The sequence below is a fragment of the Roseovarius sp. D22-M7 genome, assembly GCF_037083785.1.
GTDB lineage: Bacteria > Pseudomonadota > Alphaproteobacteria > Rhodobacterales > Rhodobacteraceae > Roseovarius.
Genome location: NZ_JBAPKY010000003.1, coordinates 134,090 through 157,398, shown reverse-complemented (window position 1 = coordinate 157,398; position 23,309 = coordinate 134,090). Strand labels below are relative to the sequence as shown.

At 66.2% G+C, this 23,309-nt stretch carries 26 protein-coding genes; 17 read left to right on the top strand and 9 right to left on the bottom strand.

Going from position 1 to position 23,309, the window contains the following annotated elements; translation table 11 throughout:
* Nucleotides 1-177 precede the first annotated feature (177 nt).
* Genes ccmI through V8324_RS02755 form a run of 3 tightly spaced genes read left to right on the top strand, consistent with a single transcriptional unit; the run spans nt 178 to nt 2,130 of the window.
* The gene (ccmI, locus tag V8324_RS02765; protein WP_336418383.1) at nt 178-1,419 is read left to right on the top strand and encodes a c-type cytochrome biogenesis protein CcmI; all 1,242 of its coding nucleotides are present in this window, start codon (nt 178-180) and stop codon (nt 1,417-1,419) included.
* 53 nt (nt 1,420-1,472) lie between these two features.
* On the top strand, nt 1,473-1,898 hold the full coding sequence (ruvX, locus tag V8324_RS02760; protein ID WP_442970452.1) for a Holliday junction resolvase RuvX: 426 nt from the start codon (nt 1,473-1,475) through the stop codon (nt 1,896-1,898).
* Nucleotides 1,888-2,130, top strand: a complete 243-nt coding sequence (locus V8324_RS02755) for a DUF1289 domain-containing protein (RefSeq protein ID WP_336418381.1) — start codon at nt 1,888-1,890, stop codon at nt 2,128-2,130. The genes ruvX and V8324_RS02755 overlap by 11 nt, the downstream gene beginning before the upstream one ends.
* Nucleotides 2,131-2,143: 13 nt before the next feature.
* Here V8324_RS02755 and V8324_RS02750 read toward each other — a convergent pair whose 3' ends face one another.
* The 3 genes from V8324_RS02750 to V8324_RS02740 all read right to left on the bottom strand — a co-directional run bounded on the left by V8324_RS02750 (nt 2,144) and on the right by V8324_RS02740 (nt 6,252).
* The gene (locus V8324_RS02750) at nt 2,144-2,926 is read right to left on the bottom strand and encodes a DUF2189 domain-containing protein (RefSeq protein ID WP_336418380.1); all 783 of its coding nucleotides are present in this window, start codon (nt 2,924-2,926) and stop codon (nt 2,144-2,146) included.
* A gap of 105 nt (nt 2,927-3,031) precedes the next feature.
* On the bottom strand, nt 3,032-3,718 hold the full coding sequence (gene pdeM / locus V8324_RS02745; protein ID WP_336418412.1) for a ligase-associated DNA damage response endonuclease PdeM: 687 nt from the start codon (nt 3,716-3,718) through the stop codon (nt 3,032-3,034).
* A 98-nt stretch (nt 3,719-3,816) separates the two neighbouring features.
* Nucleotides 3,817-6,252, bottom strand: coding sequence for a ligase-associated DNA damage response DEXH box helicase (locus V8324_RS02740; protein WP_336418379.1), 2,436 nt, complete (start codon nt 6,250-6,252; stop codon nt 3,817-3,819).
* 154 nt (nt 6,253-6,406) lie between these two features.
* Here V8324_RS02740 and V8324_RS02735 point away from each other — a divergent pair, with 154 nt between their 5' ends.
* A complete protein-coding gene (locus V8324_RS02735) occupies nt 6,407-6,694 on the top strand; it encodes a hypothetical protein (RefSeq protein WP_336418378.1) in 288 nt (95 codons plus the stop codon).
* Nucleotides 6,695-6,775: 81 nt separating this feature from the next.
* Here the strand turns inward: V8324_RS02735 and V8324_RS02730 are convergent, their stop codons facing one another.
* A complete protein-coding gene (locus V8324_RS02730; RefSeq protein WP_336418377.1) occupies nt 6,776-7,591 on the bottom strand; it encodes a cyclase family protein in 816 nt (271 codons plus the stop codon).
* A 155-nt stretch (nt 7,592-7,746) separates the two neighbouring features.
* On the opposite strand from V8324_RS02730, the gene V8324_RS02725 reads away from it, so the two are divergent.
* The 4 genes from V8324_RS02725 (at nt 7,747) to V8324_RS02710 (ending at nt 10,605) form a co-directional block, all read left to right on the top strand.
* Nucleotides 7,747-8,013: a hypothetical protein gene (locus tag V8324_RS02725; protein WP_336418376.1), complete on the top strand. Its 267-nt coding sequence runs from the start codon at nt 7,747-7,749 to the stop codon at nt 8,011-8,013.
* 11 nt (nt 8,014-8,024) lie between these two features.
* Nucleotides 8,025-8,606 (top strand): DUF1523 family protein, encoded by a 582-nt coding sequence (locus V8324_RS02720; RefSeq protein WP_336418375.1) that lies wholly within the window; start codon nt 8,025-8,027, stop codon nt 8,604-8,606.
* 82 nt (nt 8,607-8,688) lie between these two features.
* Nucleotides 8,689-9,165 (top strand): hypothetical protein, encoded by a 477-nt coding sequence (locus V8324_RS02715; protein WP_336418374.1) that lies wholly within the window; start codon nt 8,689-8,691, stop codon nt 9,163-9,165.
* Between the two features lie 411 nt (nt 9,166-9,576).
* Nucleotides 9,577-10,605, top strand: a complete 1,029-nt coding sequence (locus V8324_RS02710) for a sulfotransferase family 2 domain-containing protein (RefSeq protein WP_336418373.1) — start codon at nt 9,577-9,579, stop codon at nt 10,603-10,605.
* Here V8324_RS02710 and V8324_RS02705 read toward each other — a convergent pair.
* Nucleotides 10,504-11,556: a cytochrome-c peroxidase gene (locus tag V8324_RS02705; RefSeq protein ID WP_336418372.1), complete on the bottom strand. Its 1,053-nt coding sequence runs from the start codon at nt 11,554-11,556 to the stop codon at nt 10,504-10,506. The two genes, V8324_RS02710 and V8324_RS02705, sit on opposite strands and share 102 nt — an antisense overlap.
* A gap of 273 nt (nt 11,557-11,829) precedes the next feature.
* Here V8324_RS02705 and V8324_RS02700 point away from each other — a divergent pair, with 273 nt between their 5' ends.
* Nucleotides 11,830-13,542, top strand: a complete 1,713-nt coding sequence (locus V8324_RS02700) for a bifunctional sulfate adenylyltransferase/adenylylsulfate kinase (RefSeq protein WP_336418371.1) — start codon at nt 11,830-11,832, stop codon at nt 13,540-13,542.
* A 120-nt stretch (nt 13,543-13,662) separates the two neighbouring features.
* On the opposite strand, the gene V8324_RS02695 is transcribed toward V8324_RS02700, so the two are convergent.
* Entirely contained in the window at nt 13,663-14,481 is an 819-nt protein-coding gene (locus V8324_RS02695) for a capsular polysaccharide synthesis protein (protein ID WP_336418370.1), read from the bottom strand.
* Between the two features lie 357 nt (nt 14,482-14,838).
* Here V8324_RS02695 and V8324_RS02690 point away from each other — a divergent pair, with 357 nt between their 5' ends.
* Nucleotides 14,839-15,546, top strand: coding sequence for a hypothetical protein (locus tag V8324_RS02690; RefSeq protein ID WP_336418369.1), 708 nt, complete (start codon nt 14,839-14,841; stop codon nt 15,544-15,546).
* 6 nt (nt 15,547-15,552) lie between these two features.
* On the opposite strand, the gene V8324_RS02685 is transcribed toward V8324_RS02690, so the two are convergent.
* A complete protein-coding gene (locus tag V8324_RS02685; RefSeq protein WP_336418368.1) occupies nt 15,553-15,780 on the bottom strand; it encodes a DUF1150 family protein in 228 nt (75 codons plus the stop codon).
* A gap of 6 nt (nt 15,781-15,786) precedes the next feature.
* On the bottom strand, nt 15,787-16,200 hold the full coding sequence (locus V8324_RS02680) for an Hsp20 family protein (RefSeq protein ID WP_336418367.1): 414 nt from the start codon (nt 16,198-16,200) through the stop codon (nt 15,787-15,789).
* 160 nt (nt 16,201-16,360) lie between these two features.
* On the opposite strand from V8324_RS02680, the gene V8324_RS02675 reads away from it, so the two are divergent.
* The 4 genes from V8324_RS02675 (at nt 16,361) to V8324_RS02660 (ending at nt 19,130) form a co-directional block, all read left to right on the top strand.
* On the top strand, nt 16,361-16,585 hold the full coding sequence (locus V8324_RS02675; RefSeq protein WP_336418411.1) for a YdcH family protein: 225 nt from the start codon (nt 16,361-16,363) through the stop codon (nt 16,583-16,585).
* A 46-nt stretch (nt 16,586-16,631) separates the two neighbouring features.
* The gene (gene purE / locus V8324_RS02670) at nt 16,632-17,120 is read left to right on the top strand and encodes a 5-(carboxyamino)imidazole ribonucleotide mutase (protein ID WP_336418366.1); all 489 of its coding nucleotides are present in this window, start codon (nt 16,632-16,634) and stop codon (nt 17,118-17,120) included.
* Nucleotides 17,113-18,186: a 5-(carboxyamino)imidazole ribonucleotide synthase gene (locus V8324_RS02665; RefSeq protein ID WP_336418365.1), complete on the top strand. Its 1,074-nt coding sequence runs from the start codon at nt 17,113-17,115 to the stop codon at nt 18,184-18,186. The genes purE and V8324_RS02665 overlap by 8 nt, the downstream gene beginning before the upstream one ends.
* A gap of 71 nt (nt 18,187-18,257) precedes the next feature.
* Nucleotides 18,258-19,130 carry a DMT family transporter gene (locus V8324_RS02660; protein WP_336418364.1) on the top strand — a complete coding sequence of 291 codons (873 nt, stop codon included), beginning with the start codon at nt 18,258-18,260 and terminating at the stop codon, nt 19,128-19,130.
* Here V8324_RS02660 and V8324_RS02655 read toward each other — a convergent pair.
* Entirely contained in the window at nt 19,097-19,552 is a 456-nt protein-coding gene (locus V8324_RS02655; RefSeq protein ID WP_336418363.1) for an NUDIX domain-containing protein, read from the bottom strand. The genes V8324_RS02660 and V8324_RS02655 overlap by 34 nt on opposite strands.
* Before the next feature lie 135 nt (nt 19,553-19,687).
* Between V8324_RS02655 and V8324_RS02650 the strand changes: the two genes are divergently transcribed.
* Genes V8324_RS02650 through V8324_RS02640 form a run of 3 tightly spaced genes read left to right on the top strand, consistent with a single transcriptional unit; the run spans nt 19,688 to nt 23,306 of the window.
* A complete protein-coding gene (locus V8324_RS02650; protein WP_336418362.1) occupies nt 19,688-21,373 on the top strand; it encodes a thiamine pyrophosphate-dependent enzyme in 1,686 nt (561 codons plus the stop codon).
* A 53-nt stretch (nt 21,374-21,426) separates the two neighbouring features.
* Nucleotides 21,427-22,161, top strand: coding sequence for an alpha/beta fold hydrolase (locus tag V8324_RS02645; protein ID WP_336418361.1), 735 nt, complete (start codon nt 21,427-21,429; stop codon nt 22,159-22,161).
* Nucleotides 22,158-23,306, top strand: coding sequence for an alpha-D-ribose 1-methylphosphonate 5-triphosphate diphosphatase (locus tag V8324_RS02640; protein WP_336418360.1), 1,149 nt, complete (start codon nt 22,158-22,160; stop codon nt 23,304-23,306). The genes V8324_RS02645 and V8324_RS02640 overlap by 4 nt, the downstream gene beginning before the upstream one ends.
* Nucleotides 23,307-23,309 lie beyond the last annotated feature (3 nt).

Genomic DNA, 23,309 nt, shown 5'->3' with positions numbered 1-23,309 from the left:
CCGGTGATGCAGTCATGCAATACCTGCCCGGTACGAGGATTACCCGGCGCGGCGATTTGCGTTCCAATCGCGACATTGCGACATCGCGGCAGGGGTCCGGGGCGGGTCGCGGTGCATATGCCTCTTTTTTCCGCCGCCCGGGGCGGTTACATACGCCGCGAAACCCGGGGAGAGATCATGGTATTCTGGATCATCGTGGGGGTGCTGTCGGTCGGGGTCGCGGCGGTGCTGGCGTTGACGCTGTTGCGTGGGCGGGTGGGCGATGCGCCGCCCGCGGCCTACGATCTTGAGGTCTACCGCGACCAGCTGCGCGAGATAGAGCGCGACGCGACCCGCGGCGTGATCGGGCCCGAGGATGCCGAGCGGCTGCGCGCCGAGATCTCGCGCAAGATCCTCGCCGCGGATGCGCAACTGCAAGATCACGGCGAAAGCGGCGGGCAGCCGCGCCTGTTGGGGATCCTTGCCGCGGGCGCGATCGTGGCGGGAATCGCCGGCGGTGGCGTGGCGCTTTACACCTGGATCGGCGCGCCGGGCTACGGTGATCTGCCGGTGGCGGCCCGGATCGCCCAGTCCGAGCAGGCGCGCGCCGATCGGTTGGGGCAGGACGCCGCCGAGGAGCGCTTCGCGCCGCAGGACCCGGGCCTGCCCGACGGCACCGACGCCGAGTACCTGGCGCTGGTCGAGCGGCTGCGCGAGACGGTGGCCGAGCGGCCCGGTGACCGGCGGGGCCTGCGTTTCCTGGTGCGCAGCGAGGCCGCACTCGGCAACATGGCGGCCGCGCGGCGGGCGCAAGAACAACTGATCGAGGCCAAGGGCGAGGACGCGACGGCTGCCGATTACGCCACGCTGGCCGAGCTGATGATCAACGCCGCGGGCGGCTATGTCTCGGCCGATGCAGAAACGGCGTTGCGTAAGGCGCTCGACCGCGACGGGCGGGCGCCGACGGCGCGCTTCTACCTGGGCGTCTACATGGCACAGGTGGACCGGCCCGACGCCGCCTTCCGGCTGTGGCGCGACCTGCTGGGGGAAAGCACGCCCGACGCGCCCTGGGTGCCGCCGATCCGCGCCGGGATCGAGGAATTGGCGGCGCGCGCCGGGGTGCGCTACGAGTTGCCCCCCGAGAGCGCCGCGCCCGCCGCCCCCGGCCCCACGGCCGGCGATGTCGAGGCCGCCGGCGACATGGACCCCGAGGCGCGCCGCGAGATGATCCGCGGCATGGTCGCGCGGCTGTCGGACCGTCTGGCGACCGAGGGCGGCACGGCCCAGGACTGGGCGCGGCTGATCAACGCCCACGGCGTGCTGGGCGAGACCGAGCGGGCGCGCGCGATCTGGGCCGAGGCGCAATCGGTCTTCGCCGAGACCCCCGAGGGGTTGGCGACGGTGCGCGCCGCGGCGGAAAACGCCGGCGTGGCGCAGTGATCTGCGCCGAGATCGCGGACTTCGTCGCGGCCCTGCCGCGGGCGCGGGCGGTCATGGGCCTCGACCTGGGGACCAAGACCATCGGCGTGGCGCTGTCGGACCGGCTGTGGTCGGTGGCCAGCCCGCACGAGACAGTCAAGCGGCGCAAGTTCACCCAGGACGCCGCGCACCTGCTGGAGATCGCCGCGGCGCGCGAGGTGGGCGGGCTGGTGCTGGGCCTGCCGCGCAACATGGATGGCAGCGAGGGCCCGCGCTGCCAGTCGACCCGCGCCTTCGCGCGCAACCTCGCGCGGCTGACCGACCTGCCCATCGGGTTCTGGGACGAGCGATTGTCGACGGTGGCCGCCGAACGTGCGCTATTGGAGGCGGATGCGTCTCGAAAGCGTCGCGCAGAGGTGATCGACAGCGTCGCCGCAAGTTATATCCTGCAAGGGGTGATGGACCGGATGCGGCACATGAGGGCAGTAGATGACGAATGACACGGCAAGCCCCTGGGCGCGCGACGAGATCGAGAGCCCCTGCATCAAGGTCTGCGTGGTGCACCCCGAGGCCCGGGTCTGCACCGGCTGCCTGCGATCCATCGACGAGATCACGCGCTGGTCGAAGATGACCCCGGCCGAGCGGCGCGAGATCATGGAGGCCCTGCCCGGCCGCGCCGGTCTGCTGAAGACGCGGCGGGGCGGACGGGCGGCGCGGCTCGCCCGCGACTGAGCCGCGCCGGTCTTCAGCCCGTTTGCGGGGGCAGCGCCCGGCGATAGAGGTGCCATGTCGCGTGGCCCAGAACCGGCAGCGCGATCAGCAGCCCGACGAAGATCGGGATCATCGCCACGAACAGCACCGCCGCGATGAAGGCCGCCCATTGCAGCATCACCTCGCGGTTGATGCGCACCACTTCGGTGCTGGTGATCATCGCGGTGACGAAATCGACGTCGCGGTCCAGCAGCATCGGCAGGCTGATCACGGTGATCGTGAAGAGCGCCAGCGCGATCAGCAGACCGACCACGGTGCCGACCGCCATCATCGTGATGCCATTGAAGGTCAGCAACATGCTGAGGGTCTCTTCGGCGATGCGGCCCTGCGAGAAGAAGATCGCGAACATGCCGCGCGCGATGATCACCCAGAAGCCGAAGATGATCAGCACGGTGACCGCCATCAGCGCCAGTTGCCCGTTGCCCCGGCCCTTGAGCGCGGTCAGCACGCTGGCCCATCCCACGCGCATGCCGGCCTCGCGGCGGCGGCTGACCTCGTAGATGCCGAGCGCCGCGAAGGGCGCGAAAAGCGGGAAGCCGGCGGCGATGGCGATGAACCACACAAGCTGGCCATTGGCGATCATCCCGAAATAAAGCGCCATGCCGCCCAGCATGTAGAAGGTCGCGAAAAACAGCCCGTAAAGCGGCATGGCCTTGAAATCGGCCCAGCCGGCGGCGAGCGCCGCCCGCAAATCGGATCGTTCGAGATGCGCGGGTTCCTGATGCAGGGTGACTTCGGCCTGTTCGGCAAGGGTCATGCGGGACCTCCCGTGTTGTTTTCCGCGACGCGCGGCTGTGTCATGTGGGCTTTATAACACAGATTTCCGGCGACGGTATCCACAGATTCGCGAGGCTTTCTTCGATCAGCCCCGCCGCGGGTCTCGTGCCGCGCGCGGCATCGGCACCGCGTGGGTCATCCGCCCGGTCAGCACTGCCAAGGCGCCGTCCTGCATCAGCTCCGACAGTGCGGCATTGTCGCTGTAAAGCCCGCCGGTATAGGTGCCGTAGGCGGGCAGGATCACGCGGGCGCTGTCGATCAGGAAGGCCGGGCGGGCGAGGCCGCGCCCGCGCAGCCGCAGCCGGGCCTTGGGGTGGTAATGCCCCGACACCTCGCCCGTCTCGCCGGGCCAGGCGATGTGGCGAAAGCGCAGCGGCGCCAGCCCCAGATCCAGCCTGTGCTCGCCACCCAGCCCGACGGGGCCTGGATCGTGATTGCCCTCGATCCAGGTCCAGCGACGCCCGGCCTGAAGCGTCGCGATCCAGAGCCGCGCGTCGTCCGGCAGGGCATGGGCCGCGGCGGTGTCGTCGAAACTGTCGCCGAGGCAGATCACGCGGGTGGCGCGGGTGCGCTGCAGATCGGCCTCGAGCCGGGTCAGCGTGTCGCGCGTCTCGTAGGGCGGCAGGGGGGGCGCGCCGCGTCTGCTGTTGCGTTCGGCCTTGCCGAGGTGCAGGTCCGAGACGCAAAGCAGATCCTGCGCGCGCCAGTAAAGCGCGCCCGAGGGCAGCGCCGTGAGCGCCGCGCCGGCGAGGGTGAAATCATGCCCATCCATGGCCGCGGTGGTGGCGCGCCGCGCGGCGAATGGCAAGGGGGCCAGACGGCGTCTGTCGGCAAGGCCTGCAAGCCCGGTCCGGGTCCTGCGTCTCTGTCTCAGCCTTCGGCGGTAATGCCCGCGTCGATCGTGTCGAGCCCCGCGGCCTGCATCAGCCGGACGCTTTCCTCGGCCAGGAGACGCTCTTGCGCCGCGCCCTCGACCGGCATGCGGCCGGCTTCGAGGAAAAGCGGCGCGGCGAGCGGGCTGACGCGGGGCAGCCGGCGCAGGGTGATGCGGCCTGCGACCCGTTCCAGCATCTCCTCGATCCGGCCGAAATCCACCAGCCCGCGCATCGCCTCGGCGCGGGTGATGTCCAGCAGCAGGTGGTCGGGGTCGTATTTCACCAGCGTGTCGTAGAGGATGTCCGAGGAAAACGTCGCCTGCCGGCCGGATTTGCGCGCCGCGGGCGTGTTGCGCTGGATCAGCCCGGCGATGGTCGCCGAGGCGCGGAAGGTGCGTTTCATCACCGCGTTCGACATCAGCCATTGATCGAGCCCGTCGCGCAGCGCCGCGGGCTCGAAAAGAGGGGCGGCATCGGTCAGCGGCTCGAGCCCCCAGATAAGCGTGGCGTAATCGGTGGCCACGAAGCCGAGAGGGGCGAGGCCCTCTTCCTCCATCCGCTTGGTGACCAGCAGGCCGAGGGTCTGCATCGCGTTGCGCCCGGCAAAGCCGTAGACGCAAACATGCTCGCGCCCCTCGTGCGGGAAGCTTTCGACCAGAAGCCGTCCGGCCTGCGGCATCTGCGACAGTTCGCGCTGCAGGTGCAGCCAGTCGCGGATATTTGGCGGAAGGTCGGGCCAGTCGGGCTGGTTGAGGATCGTCAGGATCCGGTCGGAAAGCTGCGTGGAATTGGCGAACTTGGTGCCCATGAAGGTGGCGATCTTGGGCGTGCGGCCGGGATCGCGGCTGACCTCGACCACCATTTCGCGCAACGACTCAAAACGCACGATCTGTCCCCCCATCAGGAAGGTGTCACCCGGCGTGAGCGTGGCGGCGAAGCCTTCCTCGATCTCGCCCAGAGGCGTGCCGCCGCGGCCGCGCTTCATCCGCACCTTCAGCGTGTCGGTGTCCTGGATCGTCCCGATATTCATCCGGATGAGGCGCGCGCTGCGCGGATCGCGCAACTGCCAAAGCCCGTCGGGGCGCTGTTTCAGCCGCTGCCAGCGGTCATAGGCGCGCAGCGCGTAGCCCCCCGTGGCGCAGAAATCGAGGCAGGCGTCGAACTGGTCGCGGGTCAGCGTGGCATAGGCCCCGGTCGAGGACACTTCGGTGTAGAGATCCTCCGCCGCGAACGGCCCGGCGCAGGCGCGGATGAGGATATGCTGGCAGAGCACGTCACGCGGACCGTCCCCGCGCGGCGCGCCGTCGAGGTCGCGGTCCTTGACGGCCTGAAGCGCGGCCTGACATTCGACCACTTCGAAGCGGTTGGCGGGCACCAGCAGCGCCTTGGAGGGCGCGTTGTAGCGGTGATTGGCGCGCCCGATGCGCTGCACGAGGCGCTTGACGTTTTTCGGCGCGCCCACCTGGATCACGAGATCCACGTCGCCCCAGTCGAGCCCAAGATCGAGGCTGCCGGTGCAGACGATGGCGCGCAGATCGCCCGCCACCATCGCCGCCTCGACCCGCATCCGCTGCTCGCGATCGAGGCTGCCGTGATGGATGCCGATGGGCAGCGCGTCGGCGTTGGCCAGCCACAGGTTGTGAAAGAAGATCTCGGCCTGCGCGCGGGTGTTGTGAAAGATCAGCGTGGTGCGGTGGCGCCGCACCTGGTCGAGCACCGCGGGGATCGCGTAGGCCGCCCCGCCCCCGGCCCACGGCGGCGCGTGGTCCGTTTCCAGCATGGCGATATCCGGGTCCGGGCCGGGATCGGCGTCGAGGACCGTGGGGGCCTGCCCCGCCTGCCCGAGGAACCGTGCCAGCGCCGGCGGATCCTCGACCGTGGCCGACAGCCCGACGCGGCGCAGACCGGGGCAGATCGCCTGCAACCGTCCGATCGCCAGCATCAGCTGGTCGCCGCGTTTCGATTCGGCCAGCGCGTGGATCTCGTCCACGACGACGCGCTTCAGACCCCGGAAGATCCGCGGCGCGTCCTCGTAAGAGGTCATCAGCGCAAGGCTTTCGGGCGTGGTCAGCAGGATGTGCGGCGGGTCGGCGCGCTGGCGGCGCTTGACATGGGCCGAGGTATCGCCGGTGCGGTCCTCGATCCGCAGATCGAGCCCCATCTCGGCGACCGGCGCGGTCAGGTTGCGGCGAATATCCGCGGCCAGCGCCTTGAGCGGCGAGATGTAGAGGGTGTGCAGCCCGGCATGGTCGTTCTCGGCCAGATCAGCGAGCGTCGGCAGGAACCCCGCCAGCGTCTTGCCGCCCCCGGTGGGCGCGATCAGTAAAGTCGCGGGGTCCTCGGCATGGGCCAGCATGTCGACCTGATGCGGGTGCAACCGCCAGCCGCGCGCGGCGAACCAGCCTGTGACGGGGCGAGGAAGGGGTGTCATTCGAGGATCATCGCGGGATTGCCACCTACAGTATCGTCATTCTGCCCGTGTCCCTGCAACCGTGGTTCAGCTAGGTGGACCGGGCGCATCGTGCTAAGCTCCGGCGGCCGGTGTCACGGGATAGCGGCCTTAATCATCGTGGGAGGATAGAATTATGTTTGCACGGGTCACGGAATATCAGATGAAGCCAGAGTCGATCGCGGCGGCAACCGAACTTCTGCACTCACTCAAGGAGCGGATCATGTCCATGCCGGGGGTGCATAATTTCATCAATGTGATCAACGACGATGGCAGCGGCCTCGTGATCTCGGTCGTGGAAAGCGAGGCTGTCTCGGAGGCCAATGCGCCGACGGTGGCCGAAATCTGGAGCCAGTTCGGCGACCATCTGGCCGCTCCGCCCAAAGCCTCCGGGTACAATCTTATCGCCAACTGGAACAACTGAGTTGCACGGACCGGGCCGCATAGCACAAGGTAGAGGGCTTGGCGGCGTGTGCCGCCCGCCCCTGCCGCAGGTACCCCGCGTCTAGACCAGCGCGAAGATCCGGGCCGGGCCGCCCGAGCCGCCGCGATGCTTGGGCGCGCCCACGACCACGGTCGCGCCCGAGGCCGGAACGCGGTCGAGGTTCGCCATGCACTCGATCCCGAAGCGCCCGGTGGGCAGCCACGCGTAATGCGTCGCGAAATCGGTCGAGGCCCCGTGATCGAGCGACAGCGTGTCCGAGGCGATCGAGCGCGCGCCGGTCTCCTCGATCAGCATCTGCGCGGCCTCGACGTGAAAGCCCGGGTAGTGCTGTTTCTCGCCGTCGAAGCCGCGAAACGCCTCACGGTCGACCTTAGCGCCCCAGCCGGAATAAAGCGCCACGCAGGCGCCATCGGGAATCGGCCCGTGTACATCGGTCCAGGCGCGTAGATCGTCGGGGGTGAGCAGCGTATCGGCATCCTCGGCGGCGCGCGCGGCGATATCGACCACGCAAAGCGGTGCCACGAGATCGCCCACCGGGATCTCGTCGACCGAGGCGCCATCGGCCGAGAAATGCAGCGGCGCGTCGACATGCGTGCCGGTATGCTCGTTGACCGTCAGGGTCAGCACGTTGAAGCCGTGATCGGCGAAGTTGAAGCTTTGCTCGGTCGCGATTCCCGGTTCGCCGAAATAGGTGGGGAAATCGGGGCCGTAGGCATGGGTGAGGTCCTCGACGCGGGCATGCCCCTGCGCCATGGCGGGCGAGCCACCGAAAGGCGGCAGCATCGCGGCCGCACCCGCGCCGGCGGCGGCGGTGAAAAGTGCGCGGCGCGACAGCATCCTGTCCTTGACCGCGTTGATGATGCAGGCGTCACACATCGGTATCTCCCTGGTTTGTCCGGTCCTGTCCGGTGATCTGCGATCGTGGCGCGCCTGCGACAGGCGCGGCCGCGCGCAGACGTCCCTTTCCGCACTGGAGTCTACGCACCGTCCCGTGTATTGCAAGCCTGCAGGCAAAACCGGGGAGCTGCGCCATGCTGGCATTGTTGCGATTGCTGATCTTCGGGCTGATCTTTCTGACGATCGTCTATTTCGGGCTGTCATGGTATTTCCGCGCCGAACGCCGCCGCCGGATGGAGCGCGACTGGGAGGCCGCCGGCCGTCCCGGCACCCGAGAAGCCTATGTCGAGGCCGGGATGGAGCAATACGAGCACTCCCTGCGCCGCCGGCTGATCTGGCTGGTCTACATCGTGCCGGTCACGGCAGTGATCGTCATCGTCTATGTCACGAATTACACTTGAAGGGGCTGCGCATGTTTTATCTCAAATGGGGCTTCTGGGGGGTGTTCTGGATCGTGCTGCTGGCGTTCCTGCACTACACGCTGCCGGATCACGACATCGTGCGGATCACCGACACCTACGAACGGCGGATCGAGCCGGGCGACAACGCCCTGTTCTGGTCGAATGCCGACACCGGCGACAACACGCAGTCGACGGGCCGCGACGTGTTCTTCATCCAGAGCTTTCTGAACGACGAGCAGCCGATGGTCTATCGCAACGAGGATACCGGCTGGGGCTGGCCGCCCTATTTCAAATTCGACACCTCGAACCTTCAGGCCCAGGCCTCGGACGCCAAGATGAACGCAAGCGGCGAGACGGCGCGGTGGGTCGACGTTCTGCACTATGGCTGGCGCAACGAGTTCCTGTCGATCTATCCCAACGCGGTCTCGATCACCCCGGTCTCGGGGCCGGATGTGCGGATCATCCCGTGGTTCAACATCATCTTCCTGACGGTTCTGGCGGTGCTGTTCTGGGCGATCCGCGCGCGGTGGAAGCGCTTCTGGCGCAAGCGCGAGGAATGGGCCGAGGACGAGTGGAACGACGGCACCGCCTGACCCGGGCCCCTCGCAGATCCGTGATTTGTGCGGACCGGCGCCGGCGGGTACGCGTGTGCGTGGCAGATCGGGGGCGACGCGCATGATAACCGAAACAGACCGGCTTACGCCGCAGGACAAGCTGGACGGCGCGGCGCTGCTGATCCTGCGACTGGGGCTGGCGTGGTTCATCTTCCTCTGGGCGGCGCACAAGGTGATCACGCCCGGCCAGTATCAGACCCTCGCCGCGCATTTCGACGGTCTCGATCTGGGGCTGGTGCAGGTCTACGCGATCGCCGGGGTGCAGATCGCGTTGTGCCTGATGGCCGCAGTCGGGCTGCTGCGGTATCTCAGCTATGGTGGTCTGCTGGTGATGCATGCCTTCACCGTCAGCCGCCGCTGGGAGGGGTTCCTCGACCCGTTCGCGCTGAACGACAGCGGCTTTCCGGTCAACCGCAACCAGGTGATCGACCTCGCGGTGCTGGCGGCGTTCATCGCGCTGGTGCTGCTGATCCGCCGTGACCATTTCAGCCTCGGCGCCTGGCTCGCCCGCCATGACCGGGGGCGGTGGTGGGTGTAGGGGGTTCGTCCGGGCGAGGCGTCCGACGATGGCTTTGTAACTTTCGGGTTAAAAGACTGTATGAAACAGTACCCGCTTCGAAAGTTCAGAACTCTATTCTGGAAGTAGCTTGCTTTTTAAATGCCGTCCCGGACGATCAGATAAATCTTCAACGACGCGTACTTTTCATGGCAATGTTGACCAAGCACGAGGTTCGCGACGGGAGACTGTGTTTCACGGAACTTCTCGAACTCAGGAACACTCGTCGCATTCGGCCGCCGCATTGCAAGTAAACCGGTTGATCAACCGACCCCGATAGGAGACAGTGTGCGCAAACGTCAGTCTTCTTGGGGATGTTTTGTAACTTCGCTATGGATCTATTGATCCAACACGGCTGGCTCTACCTTGGGAAAGGAAACTGGGAACTCACCAATGAGATATGCTCCAAAATTCGATCAACATGAGTTTCGCTGCCCGGCTCCTCACTACCGGATCTCCATGGGAGGGAAAAAACTTTTGTATGCCTATATTCGAAAAAATGCGAGCTCTACATTCAGAGCTTATATAAATCAAAAAACACACCCTAAATATCTACTCGATCCCAAAAATATTTTGAAGAAATTGATGAGTATGGATCTTAAAAACAGGAATCACATTGACGGAAATATGAAGTACTTTCGTCATTCGTGGAGCAAAACTGTGAAAGGTGACAGCTATGATGCCATCATCTTTGTTTACAGGGACCCGCTGGAAAGACTTCTTTCTACATTCAAGAACAAGTTTATAGACGATATATATGCTTCTGGCATCCAGAGAAACTTCGAGGAGCTGACCGGTTGCGAAGCAGAACAGGCAACGTTTACATCTTTCGTAGAATATACATACAATGACTTTTCGAGATTGAACCCACATGTAACGCCACAAAAGTCAGCACTTTGGGAACTAAATTATACGCCAATCAAGCTAAGTCATCTCAATAAGGTTATGAGAGAAATTACCGATCTAGAACAAACTGACTCATTCTTCGGCTCTAAGCGCAATGCCTCAGAGAAAAGTGTTGATTGGTATGAAGATGGATACGATCCTGGACCTCTTTATAACACGTCCGTGTGTGATCTGCGCGTAATTGCTAAGGAGGGAAGGGCGTTGCCAATCACCAATTTCATTAGCAATGAAATCCGTGATAAGTTAAGATCTCGATATGCGCAAGATTACGAAATGATAGCTCAAATCGAGGCGCAAAATGATATCAGGCGTCACATCTCGGCAGGTGGTATCGCGATAGCGCAAAGCGGGGAGCATTTTCCGGCGAACCTCGGACTGCGGGCGCGAGGCGTGGCTCCGCGCCCCCAAGACCTGTCACTGCGTCTGCATCTCGCCCGAGGGGCGGGGGGTGTCGCTGGTCTCGGCGGGCAGGACCGGGTAGACCACCTCGGGGACCTCGCCGGTCAGCGATCCTAGGAAGGCCACGATCTTGTCGGTCTCGGTGTCGTTCAGTTCCGCGCCGAGTTGCGACAGGCCCATGATCTGCACCGCGACATTCAGGCTCCAGACCTTGCCGGAATGGAAATAGGGCGCGGTCTGGTCGATGTTGCGCAAGGGGGCTGCGCGGAACACGTAGGAATCGTCGGCGGTCTTGGTCACCTCGTAGCGGCCGCGGTCATCCTCTGGCAGAACGTCCGCGCCGGGCTTCTCGATCAGGCCGAACGGGTAGTAGCCGTTGCCGCCAAGGTTGATGCCGCTGTGGCAGGACGCGCACCCCTTGTCCATGAAGAGCGCGAGCCCCTCCTTCTGGGTGTCGGTCAATGCGCCGTCATCGCCGTTCAGCCAGGCGTCGAAGGGCGCGGGGGTGATCAGCGTGGCCTCGTAGGCCTCGATCGCCTTGGCGAAATTGTCGAAGGTCACCGGGTCTTCGACATCGGGGAACGACGCCTCGAACCAGTCCACGTATTGCGGCATCGAGGTCAGCGTGGCGATGACGTTCTCGGGGGTGTTGGCCATCTCGACCCCGGCCTGCACCGGGCCCTTGGCCTGCTCGGCCAGGTCCTCGGCGCGCCCGTCCCAGAACTGCGCCTCGTTGAACACCGCGTTCAGCACGGTGGGCGAGTTTCGCGGGCCCCGCTGCCAGGCATGGCCGATCGAGGTTTCCATGTTGTCGTCGCCCCCCGTCGCGAGGTTGTGGCACGAGTTGCACGAGAACACCCCCGAGGCCGACATCCGCGGATCGAAGAACAGCGCCTTGCCGAGGTCGATCTTGGCGTCGGTGATCTGGTTGTCGCTGAGCGCCGGCAGGGTCGAGGGCAGCGGCGCGAACATTTCCTGGGCGCGCTCGCGCAGGTCCTGGGCGGCGGCGGCGTGGCCGAGGGCCAGCACCGAAGCGCCGGAAAGAATGGCGGTCTTGAACGGGCTCATCATCATCTCCTTTTTTTTCTGGCGGCACCGGCGGCAGAGGTGACAGGGCGTCACGCCCCCGGGGCAGGACCGGCATATCAGCCGCCCGTGCCGGGGCCTTGATCCAGATTAAACCCGCGCCGTCCGGGCCGGCGGGGGTGTTCCCGATCGGTCGCACTCGGACAGTTCGGCGTCGGGGGCGCTTGAACTTGACCCTGAAGCGGGGCTATGGCGCAGGCAATCGCGCCGCGTTGCGCCACACCGTCATTTTCAGCCAGTCATCCGAGGATCCCGATGCACCTGCCCAACCTTGCCCCCGTCCCCGAGCTATATGTCTCTTACGAAAGCGCCCAGAAGCTGAAGGTCGAGGCCGGCGAGCTGAGCAGCTGGGATCTCAGCCGGCGCCAGATCTGCGATCTGGAACTGTTGATGAATGGCGGGTTCAACCCGCTCAAGGGGTTCATGACAGAGGCCGACTATACCAGTGTCGTGGACACGCTGCGGCTGAGCGACGGCACGCTGTTCCCGATGCCCATCACGCTGGATGTGACCCAGGCCTTCGCCGACAGCGTCGAGATCGGGCAGGACATCGCGCTGCGCGACCAGGAGGGGGTGATCCTGGGGACCATGACGGTCACCGATCGCTGGACGCCCGACAAGGCCAAGGAGGCAGCGCAGGTCTTCGGCGCCGACGATGTCGCGCACCCGGCGGTCAACTACCTGCATCACACCGCCGGGCCGGTCTATCTGGGCGGGCCGGTGACCGGCATCCAGCAACCGGTGCATTACGATTTCCGTGGCCGCCGCGACACGCCCAACGAACTGCGCGCGCTGTTCCGCAAGCTCGGGTGGCGCCGGGTGGTGGCCTTCCAGACGCGCAACCCGCTGCACCGCGCGCATCAGGAGCTGACCTTCCGCGCCGCCAAGGAGGCGCAGGCGAACCTGCTGATCCATCCCGTCGTCGGCATGACCAAGCCGGGCGATGTCGATCACTTCACCCGCGTGCGCTGCTACGAGGCGGTGCTCGACAAGTACCCGCAGTCGACCACCACGATGAGCCTGCTGAACCTCGCGATGCGCATGGCCGGCCCGCGCGAGGCGGTCTGGCACGGCATCATCCGCCGCAATCACGGCTGCACGCATTTCATCGTCGGGCGCGATCACGCCGGCCCCGGCAAGAACTCCAAGGGCGAGGATTTCTACGGCCCCTACGAGGCGCAGGACCTGTTCCGCGAATACAAGGACGAGATCGGCATCGAGATGGTCGATTTCAAACACATGGTCTACGTGCAGGAGCGCGCGCAATACGAGGCCGTGGACGAGATCGAGGATCGCGACGAGGTGACCATCCTCAACATCTCGGGGACCGAGCTGCGCCGCCGTCTGCAGGAGGGGCTGGAGATCCCCGACTGGTTCTCGTTTCCCGAGGTGGTGTCCGAATTGCGCCGCACGAGGCCGCCGCGCGCCCAGCAGGGTTTCACGGTGTTCTTCACCGGCCTGTCGGGGTCGGGCAAATCGACCATCGCCAACGCGCTGATGGTCAAGCTGATGGAAATGGGCGGCCGCCCCGTGACGCTTCTGGACGGGGACGTGGTGCGCAAGAACCTCTCGTCCGAGCTGGGCTTTTCCAAGGAACACCGCGACCTGAACATCCGCCGCATCGGCTATGTCGCCAGCGAGATCTCGAAGAATGGCGGCATCGCGATCTGCGCGCCGATCGCGCCCTATGCCGCCACCCGCCGCGCGGTGCGCGAAGAGATCGAGGGCTACGGCGCCTTCGTCGAGGTGCATGTCGCGACCAGCCTCGAGGAATGCGAGCGCCGCGACCGCAAGGGCCTCTACAAGCTGGCGCGCGAGGGCAAGATCAAGGAATTCACCGGGATTTCCGATCCCTATGACGAGCCCGAGAACCCCGAACTGCGCGTCGAAACCGAGAATGTCGATGTCGACAACTGTGCGCACCAGGTGATCCTGAAGCTCGAATCGATGGGCCTGATCGCGGGCTGAGACGGGCATCACGCTAAAAACGCTCATGCCGCGTGGTCGGTCACCCGGCATGAGCAATTGGACCGGGAAATCCATGTCTCGTCTTGAAACGATCCGTTTTTCATACCGGCATTTTAGTGACTAATAATTGTCGGGCCCGCTCTGCAAACTGCGTCGCGCTTCTGCTATTTTTTCTTCCACCTGGCGGACTGAAATCGACTTTTTCCAAGTGAGTTTGTGAACCGGCGATGAAAGAATTGGGCCGTGATAATCGCCAGCGATACGTCCGAGCAGCAGGCGCTCCAGAATGAGAGGGACGAAAGCATCTACCCGGGGTATGCGCTTCCACTGGTTGCGAAAGTTTCGATCAACAATCGTCAGATAAAGAAACAGGAAGTGAAGCCAGTAGTAAGTCGACGGTATCCTGCGACCCTTCGCCCAGTAGTCGTCCACCTCTGAGGTGAGTCTTGTGATTACTGCTCCATCTTTGACCGACGCCAAGAACCAGCTTGCGATGGGACGGTCCCGACCCGGCCACGAATAAGCAAAGAATCCACCGTAAGTTAAGGCATGCAGCCAATGATCCAGAGGCATGGAGCAAAGGACGGTCGCGTCCGTCCAAACGCCTCCATGCTGCCGCAACAGACGGCAGCGCAGGATATCGGAATATGCTGTTCTATTGATATCAGGCTCGAGATCCGACATGTCGACGAAATCATGGATAATCCCGTCATCCAGCAGAATCACCTGCCAACTTGGATTATGGCGCTGCCAACTCCGGATGCAGTATTGAACGATGTCCGGCGCATTGTCCAATCCCTGTGCCCAATATATCCAGATCACACGCTCGACGGGCCTTGAGAAGGAGCTTTCGGAAAGATGTCTTGAAGGCAGACAATTTCGAAGTCTCTTTCCAATCCTGTTTGACGTGAAAAGGCGCCTCAATCCAACTAATGACACTCAATTCTCCAAACCTGCGTCGATCAAAATGCGAAAGGTGACGTTAGTTGCTCGACCATGCCCCGTCAAGGACCATGGCGGCGTCGATTTCTGTTGCATGAGATATGCAGATTGAACACTTGGCCATGATCACCAGTCGCAGAATACCGATCAACATTCATTGAAGCAGGCTGTTTTATTTGGTATTTCGCCTACATTATCGGAGCCCGAAGGTTTAATGATACGTCTGCAAGGCAATTATCGCTTGCGCGACAAGAAACAGGAAACCATCGGTGCGATCGGGGTTTTCCGGTGCCTTGAAACGTGTCAGCGGTTTTTGCCCCGAAGGCTGGATGCCGGGTATGAAAAGGAAAGGCGATGGTCGCCTATGCCATATCGCTCACCTCGATCCCGCCGCGATATCACAGGCTGGGGTCGGTTCTGTGCAGTCTGCTCGCGCAGGACCCCGCGCCCGAGCGGGTGATGCTCTGCCTGCCACGGCGCCCTGCGCGTTTCGATCCGGCGCCTGTGCCTGAACTGCCCCAATGTGTCGAGTTGTTGCGGGTCGCGCAGGACGAGGGGCCGGCGACCAAGGTGCTGCCGGCCGCTCGACGGCTCGCCGGACGGGTCGACCGGCTGATCTATTGCGACGATGACTGGATCATGCCGCCCGACTGGGCGGGGCATCTGTTGCGCGCCGGCACCCCGGACACGGCCGTGGCAGGCGCGGGATTTGACGTGCACAGGCTGAAGCGCCGCAGCCACCGCGCCGCCGACCCCGCCCTTTGCGACATCGCGCAGGGCTATGCCGGTGTCGCGATCCGGCCCGACTGGCTTGCGGGGACCGAATGCGCCGCGCCGCCCGAGGCCTGGGCGGTCGACGATATCTGGCTGTCGGCGCAGCTTGCGCGACAAGGCATCCCGATCCGCCTTGCGCACGACGCACGCGCCGGGATGCGACTGGCGTTCGAGGATGTACACGCGTTGCAGGACGCCGATATCGGTGGGCTGCAACGCCACGCCGCCAATCTGGCCTGCGTGGCAACCGTCACCGCGCGGTACGGCCTGTGGCCGCCGCGCGGTTGACTTCCTTCAGTGAACCGTGACCGGTTCCATGTTATTCTGCCGCGCCACCTGAAAGGCGAGGCTGCGGTTTTCCACCAGCGCAAGGCGTTCGCCCTCGGCGCTGTGCACCGCGTAGAGCGTCGTCAGATCGCCGACCTGCTCGCGCAGATCCTCGGGCAGGTCCGCCACTTCGACTGGCCGGACATAGACGATTGCCCGTTCCTGCTCTTGCCCGAAATTATACCGTTCCTCCATGATCGCTTACCCCTTGTTTATCCTGATTTTCTGCACCACGGGCTCGGGTTGTGCGCGGGTCAGATCGACGTGCAGCAATCCGTTTTCCATGATCGCCTCGCCCACCTCGACGCCGTCTGCCAGCACGAAGGAGCGCTGGAACTGTCGCGCGGCAATGCCGCGGTGCAGGTAGGTGCGGTCGCTGTCGCCGTCAAGCTGCCGCCCGCGGATGACCAGTTGCCGGTCCTCGACCGTGATCGACAGATCGTCTTCGCCGAAGCCGGCCACGGCCAGCGTTATCCGGTAGGAATTCGGCGAGGTCTGTTCGATGTTGAAGGGCGGGTACCCGTCATTGCCCGACTTGGCGCTGCGTTCCAGCATCCGTTCGAGCTGTTCGAAGCCCAGCATGTAGGGCTGCGATCCCAGAGTCAGTTTTGTCATCGACATGTCCTTGCGTTAAGCGACCGTCCGTGTAGCAAGGCCCCGTTATGGCGACCTTTGCTTTCGATATGGGAACATGCCGCGCAATCCGCAAGGGCTTTGCGCCGGCGGGCGGATCGCCTATCATCGCTCTCCCGGAACTAGAAACGAATCGTGCGCCATGAACGCTTACCGCGATCTTTCTATGAAAACCGACGAGGTGCTGCGCGTCGAGCTCGAGGAGTTCCGGCGCGAGCATGGCGACCTCGACGCCGCCATCCGCGCCCTGCAGGAGCGCGGCACGGCCGATCAGTTGACCCTGCAACGCCTCAAGAAGAAGAAGCTATGGCTGCGCGACATGATCGCGCGGATCGAGGATCGGCTGTACCCGGATATCATTGCGTGACCCCGCCCGATCGGTGTAGGGCGCGCGCCATGACAAGGGGGTTGGCATGACGGGCGTGAAGATCGGCATCATCATGGGCAGCCAGTCCGACTGGGCCACCATGCGCGAGGCGGCCGCGGTTCTGGACGAGCTGGAGGTGGCCTTCGAGGCCAGCATCGTGTCGGCGCATCGCACGCCGGACCGGCTTTGGGACTATGGCCGCACCGCCGTCGCGCGCGGGCTCGAGGTGATCATCGCGGGCGCCGGCGGGGCCGCGCATCTGCCCGGCATGATGGCGTCGAAAACGCGCCTGCCGGTGATCGGCGTCCCGGTCCAGACCCGGGCGCTGGCGGGCCTCGACAGTCTTTATTCGATCGTGCAGATGCCGCGCGGTTATCCCGTCGCCACCATGGCGATCGGGGCCGCGGGGGCCGCCAATGCCGGGCTGATGGCCGCCGCCATCCTTGCCAATTCCGACGCCGGTCTCGCCGCGCGGCTGGACGACTGGCGCGCCGCCCTTTCGGCCTCCATCCCCGAAGAGCCCATCGATGACTGATCCCCTGCCATTAGGCGCGACCCTCGGCATCCTCGGCGGCGGTCAGCTGGGCCGCATGCTGGCCGTCGCGGCCAGCCGTCTCGGGTTCAAGACCTGCATCTTCGAGCCGGGCGGCGATTGCCCGGCGAGCCACGTCGCGAACTTCCATTTCAAGGCCGATTATTGCGATGAAGACGCGCTGCGGCGCTTTGCCGGGGCCGTCGATGTCGTCACCTACGAGTTCGAGAACATCCCGCCCGCAGCGCTTGACGTGCTGGAGCCGCTGGTGCCCGTGCGCCCGGGGCGGCGCGCCCTGAAGGTCAGTCAGGACCGGCTGACCGAAAAGGCGTTCCTGTCGGAGCTTGGGCTGGCCACCGCGCCCTTCGCGGCGGTCGATGACGCGGTCGACCTGACCGAGGCCGTGGGCGAGATCGGCCTGCCCGCGATCCTCAAGACGCGACGCTTCGGCTATGACGGCAAGGGGCAGGTGCGGATCGACAAGGCGATGCAGGCCGAAGAGGCGCTGGCGGCCATGCAGGGCGCGCCGGCGATCCTGGAAGGCGTGATCGATTTCAGCTTCGAGGCGTCGGTGATCGCCGCGCGCAACGCAGACGGCGACGTCGCCTGTTTCGATCCCGGCGAGAACGTGCACGCGGGCGGTATCCTGCGCACCACCACGGTGCCTGCGCGCCTCAGCGTGGCGCAACGCACCGACGCGGTTCTGCTGGCGGGGCAGATCCTGAACAAGCTGCGCTACGTCGGCGTCATGGGGGTGGAGCTGTTCGTGACCCGCAAGGCGCTGATCGTCAACGAGATCGCGCCGCGGGTGCATAATTCCGGCCACTGGACGCAGGCGGGCTGCGCCATCGACCAGTTCGAGCAGCATGTCCGCGCCGTCGCCGGCTGGCCCCTGGGCGACGGGGCGCGACATTCGGACGTGGTGATGGAGAACCTGATCGGCGACGACATGGACCGCCTGCCGGAGATCCTGCGCGACCCGCGCGCGGGGCTACATCTTTACGGCAAGGCCGAGGTCCGGCCGGGCCGCAAGATGGGCCACGTCAACCGGGTGACGCCGCGGGGCTGAGGCGGGGCCGAGGCGGGCGCGCACCGATCCGTGACTGTACCCGCGCGGCCCGCTGCGCTATGCCGCGCGACATGCGCGTATTTCTTCTGACCGCCCTCACGATGATCGCCTTCGCCGCCAATTCGGTGCTCAACCGCATGGCGCTGGCCGGGGGCGGCATCGACGCCGCAAGCTTCGGCAGTATCCGCCTGATCGCGGGCGCGGTGATGCTGGGTGTCCTGTGCGCGCTGTTGCGCGGCGGGCTGACGCTTGGCGGCCGGGGGCGCGTGGCCGGGGTGCTGGCGCTGCTGGTCTATATCTACGGCTTTTCCGCCGCCTACACGGTGCTGGACGCGGGGCTCGGGGCGCTGATCCTGTTCGGCGTGGTGCAGATCACAATGTTCGCGGGCAGCCTCGTGGCGCGCGAGGCGGTGCCGCCGCGCCGCTGGATCGGGGCGGCGCTGGCCTTTGCCGGGCTGGTCTGGCTCCTCTGGCCCGGGGCGGGGCCGCGGATCAGCGTGGTGCACGGGCTGCTGATGGCGGCGGCGGGCGTCGGCTGGGGCGTCTATTCGCTGGCCGGGCGGCGCAGCACCGACGCGCTGCGCGGCACCGCGGCCAATTTCATCCTCGCAGCCCCCTTGGGGGTGCTGATCGGCCTTGCGCTGCCCACGGGTGCCGCCGGCACGGTGATCGGCGCGCAGGGTGTGGCCCTGGCGATCCTGTCGGGCGCGGTGACGTCCGGCTTGGGCTACGCGCTGTGGTACAACGTGCTGCCGAGGCTGGCCTCGTCGGTGGCGGCGGTGGCGCAGTTGACGGTGCCGGTGATCGCGATGGCCGGCGGGATGATCTTCCTCGGCGAGAGCCTGAGCCTGCAATTCGTCGCTGCGAGCGTGCTGGTCCTCGGCGGCGTGGCGATCTCGGTGCTCCCGCTTCAGGGATTGATCAGCCGCTCCAGCGGGTCGTAGGCGAAGCCGACGCCAAAGGCCACGTCGGCAAGGCTGTCGGGCTTGACGCGCAGCGCCGCCATCTCCGTATACGTGACCCAGCGGCGATCGGTCACGATGTCCTCGGGGTCGCGCCAGCCGGGGTCGAGCGTGCCGCGGGTCACTTGCGCGCGGAAGAACACCTCGACCTGGTGAAAGTGGCGCTCGGGGGCGTGGAACTCGTTCACGAGGCAGGGATCGCCAACCGCAATGGTCAGCCCGGTTTCCTCGAACACCTCGCGGATAAGGGTGTCGGGCAGCGACGCGCCCATCTCGGCCCCGCCGCCCGGCGCGCACCAGAGCGTGGTGTGCGGCCCCGCAAAGGCGTTGACCAGCAAGAGCTGGCCGTCCTCGACGATCACGGCGCGGGCGGCAAGGCGGGGGACGGGACGGGGTTCGGGCATGGCGGCTCCTGAACGGCTGGGGCAGAGTTCCGGTATGCCCGCCGCCCTCGATCCGGGCAAGGGCTACGCGAATGGGGCTTGTCTTTGCCCCGCCTGCCGGGTCAGCCTGTGCGCAAGATGAAAGAGGGATCCGAGATGACCGGGAACACGCGCAATGGCGGGCAATTGCTGGTGGACTGCCTGATGGCGCTTGGCGCGCGGCACAGCTTCGGCGTGCCGGGCGAAAGCTACCTCGCGGTTCTCGATGCGCTGCACGACACCGCCGGGCGGCTCGACTTCACCCTCTGCCGGCACGAGGGGGGCGCTGCCTTCATGGCCGCCGCTTACGGCAAGCTGACCGGGCGTCCCGGGATCGCCTGGGTCACGCGCGGGCCGGGCGCGACCAATGCCGCGATCGGCGTGCACACCGCGATGCAGGACAGCGCGCCGATGATCCTGTTCGTGGGCCAGGTCGGCACCGGGATGAAGGGCCGCGAGGCGTTCCAGGAGCTCGACTACCGCGCCGTCTTCGGCAGCATGGCGAAATGGGCGGTCGAGATCAACGACGGCGCGCGCCTGCCCGAGATCGTGGCGCGGGCGTGGAAGACCGCGACCACGGGGCGTCCGGGTCCGGTCGTCGTGGCGCTGCCCGAGGACATGCTGAGCGCGCCCGCCCCCGCCGCCCCGCTGAGCGGGCCGGGGCATTACCCCGAACCCGCGCCCGATGCCGGCGCGGTCGAAACGACCCGCGCGATGCTGGCCAGGGCCGAGCGTCCGCTGATCCTTTACGGCGGCTGCGACTGGACCTCCGAGGGCCGCGCGGCGCTTCAGGCCTTCGCCGAAGGATCGAACATCCCCGTCGTGTCGGTCTTTCGCTACCAGGACAAGTTCGACAACCACTCGGCCTGCTTCTGCGGCGAGGCGGGGGTGGGCACGGTGCCGCATGTGCGCGGGCTTCTGTCGGGCGCCGACGTGATCCTCGCGATCAATACCCGCTTCGGCGAGAACGCCACGGCGGGTTACACCGCGCTGTCGGTGCCGCAGCCCGCGCAACGGCTTGTCCATGTGCATGCCTCGGACAATGAGCTGGGCAAGGTCTACCAGCCCGAACTGGGCGTGCAGGCGGGGCCCAATGCCTTTGTCACGGCCCTCAACGCGGCGGGCCTCGTCGGCGGCGCGTGGGCGGGCTGGCGGGCCGAGGCGCGCGCCGCGTGGGAGGCCGCGTTCGATCTGCCCGACCAGCCCTCGCCGGTGGACATGGGCCGGGTCACGGCGCATCTGCGCGAGGTGCTGCCCGGTGACGCGATCATCACCAACGGTGCGGGCAATTTCGCGATCTGGTCGGGGCGGTTCCTGAAATACGGGCCGGACATGCGGCTGCTGGCGCCGCAATCGGGCGCCATGGGCTACGGCATCCCCGCCGCCATCGCCGCGAAGCTGGTGCATCCCGACCGTCTCGTGGTCTGTTTCGCCGGCGACGGCGATTTCCAGATGACCGCCGCGGAACTGGCCAGCGCCGCGCAGGCCGGCGCGCAGCCGATCATCCTGATCCTCAACAACGGCACATACGGCACCATCCGCGCACACCAGGAGCAGCATTATCCCGGCCGGGTATCGGGCACCACGATGGTCAATCCCGATTTCCCGGCGCTGGCTCGCGCGCATGGCTTCCACGCCGAGCGGGTCGAGACGACCGAAGGTTTCGCGGCGGCCTTCGCGCGCGCCTGCGCCTCGCCCACGGGGGCGGTGCTGGATCTGGCCATCTCGCCCGAGGCGATCACCCCGCGCGTGTCGCTGAGCGCGATGCGCGCGGCAGGCCTCGCGCGCGCTGGACGGGACTGATGCGGCGCTCTAATGCGGTTCACAGGCCGCGCATTTGGGCCTATAGGGGCGGCATGAAATCCTTGACGATCCTCTTTGCGCTGATCCTCGGCCTGCTGGCGGGCACCGCGCGCGCCGAGTGCGTCGTGCTGCTGCACGGGCTCGCGCGCAGCGACGCCTCTTTTCTCGTGATGCAGCGGGTGCTGGAGGCCGACGGGCACGAGGTCTTTTCCCCCGACTACCCCTCGACCGAGGAAGACATCGCCAAGCTCGCCGATGAAACCCTGCCCACGGCGGCGCAAGCCTGTGGCGACCGGCCGCTGCATTTCGTGACGCATTCGATGGGCGGCATTCTGCTGCGCGTCTGGCTGGCCGATCACCGCCCAGAGTCGCTTGGCCGCGTCGTCATGCTGGCGCCGCCAAATCACGGCAGCCAGCTGGTGGACGAGCTGGGCGGGCTGGAGCTTTTCAAATGGCTCAACGGGCCGGCGGGCCAGCAGCTTGTCACCGGGCCGGGCGGCGTGCCGGAAAACCTGCCCCCCGTCGATTTCGAGCTCGGCGTGATCGCCGGGACACGCTCTTTCAACCCGTATTTCTCGGCGTTGATCGAGGGGCCGGACGATGGCAAGGTTTCTGTCGCGTCGACGCGGGTCGCGGGAATGGCCGATCATATCACCCTGCCCGTGTCGCATACCTTCATGATGAACAACCCGCTGGTGATCGCGCAGGTCGAGGAATTCCTCGCGCATGGCCGGTTCGACCGGAACCTGACCCTGGGTGATGTCCTGCTGGGACGGCGCGGGGGATGAGCGCAGCGGCGCTGACCCTGCGCGGTGCGCGGGTGCTCTGGCCCGACGGGATCGGGCCGGGCGATCTGTCACTGTCGGGCGGCGTGATCACGGAAAAACCGCAGCCGCGCGTCGTCGATCTGGGCGGGTTCCTGGTCCTGCCCGGGATCGTCGACGCCCATGGCGACGCGTTCGAGCGGCATCTCGCGCCGCGCCGCGGCGCGATGACCGATCCGGCGCGCGGCCTGATCGCCTGCGAGGCAGAGCTTGCCGCGAACGGCATCACCACCGCGACGCTGGCGCAGTTCTACAGCTGGGAAGGCGGCTTGCGCGGGCCGGAGTTTGCGGCGCGGATGCTGGCCGCCCTGGCCGAGGCACGGCCCCGCGTGGCGACCGATCTGCGCGCGCAGTTGCGCGTCGAAGTGGCGATGATCGACGCCTACGCGGATATCGAGGCGCTGATCGCGCGCTTCGACATCGGGTACGTGGTGTTCAACGATCACCTGCCGCATGCCAGCCTCGCCGCCGGCAAGCGCCCGCAGCGCCTGACCGGCCAGGCCTTGCGCATCGGCCGCAATCCCGAGATGCATCTGGAGATCATGAGAGGACTGCACGACCGCATGCCCGAGGTCGACGCGGCCCTTGACGCGCTCGCGACAAATCTGAGCGCGGCGGGGGTCCGGCTTGGCAGCCATGACGACCAAACGCCCGATGCGCGCCTGCGGCACCGTGCGCGCGGCGCGCGCATCGCCGAGTTCCCCGAAACGCTGGAGGCCGCCGAGGCGGCGCGCGCGGGCGGCGACGCGGTGATCATGGGCGCACCCAACGTGATGCGCGGCGGCTCGCATAACGGCAACGCGGGGGCGCTGGACATGGTGGCCGCCGGGCATGTCGACGCGCTGGCCTCGGATTATCACTACCCGTCGCTGGCCGGCGCGGCGTTCCGGCTGGTCGAGACCGGCACGCTCGACCTGGCCGGTGCGTGGCGGCTGGTGTCGGCCGGGCCCGCAAGGGTTCTCGGGCTGGTGGACCGGGGCGCGTTGCACCCCGGCCTGCGCGCCGATCTCGTGGTGGTGGACCCCGACGCGCGCCGCGTGGTCGCCACCCTCGCCGAAGGGCGCGTCAGCTACATGACTGGGGCGGCGGCGGCGCGATTCATCGGCTGACCG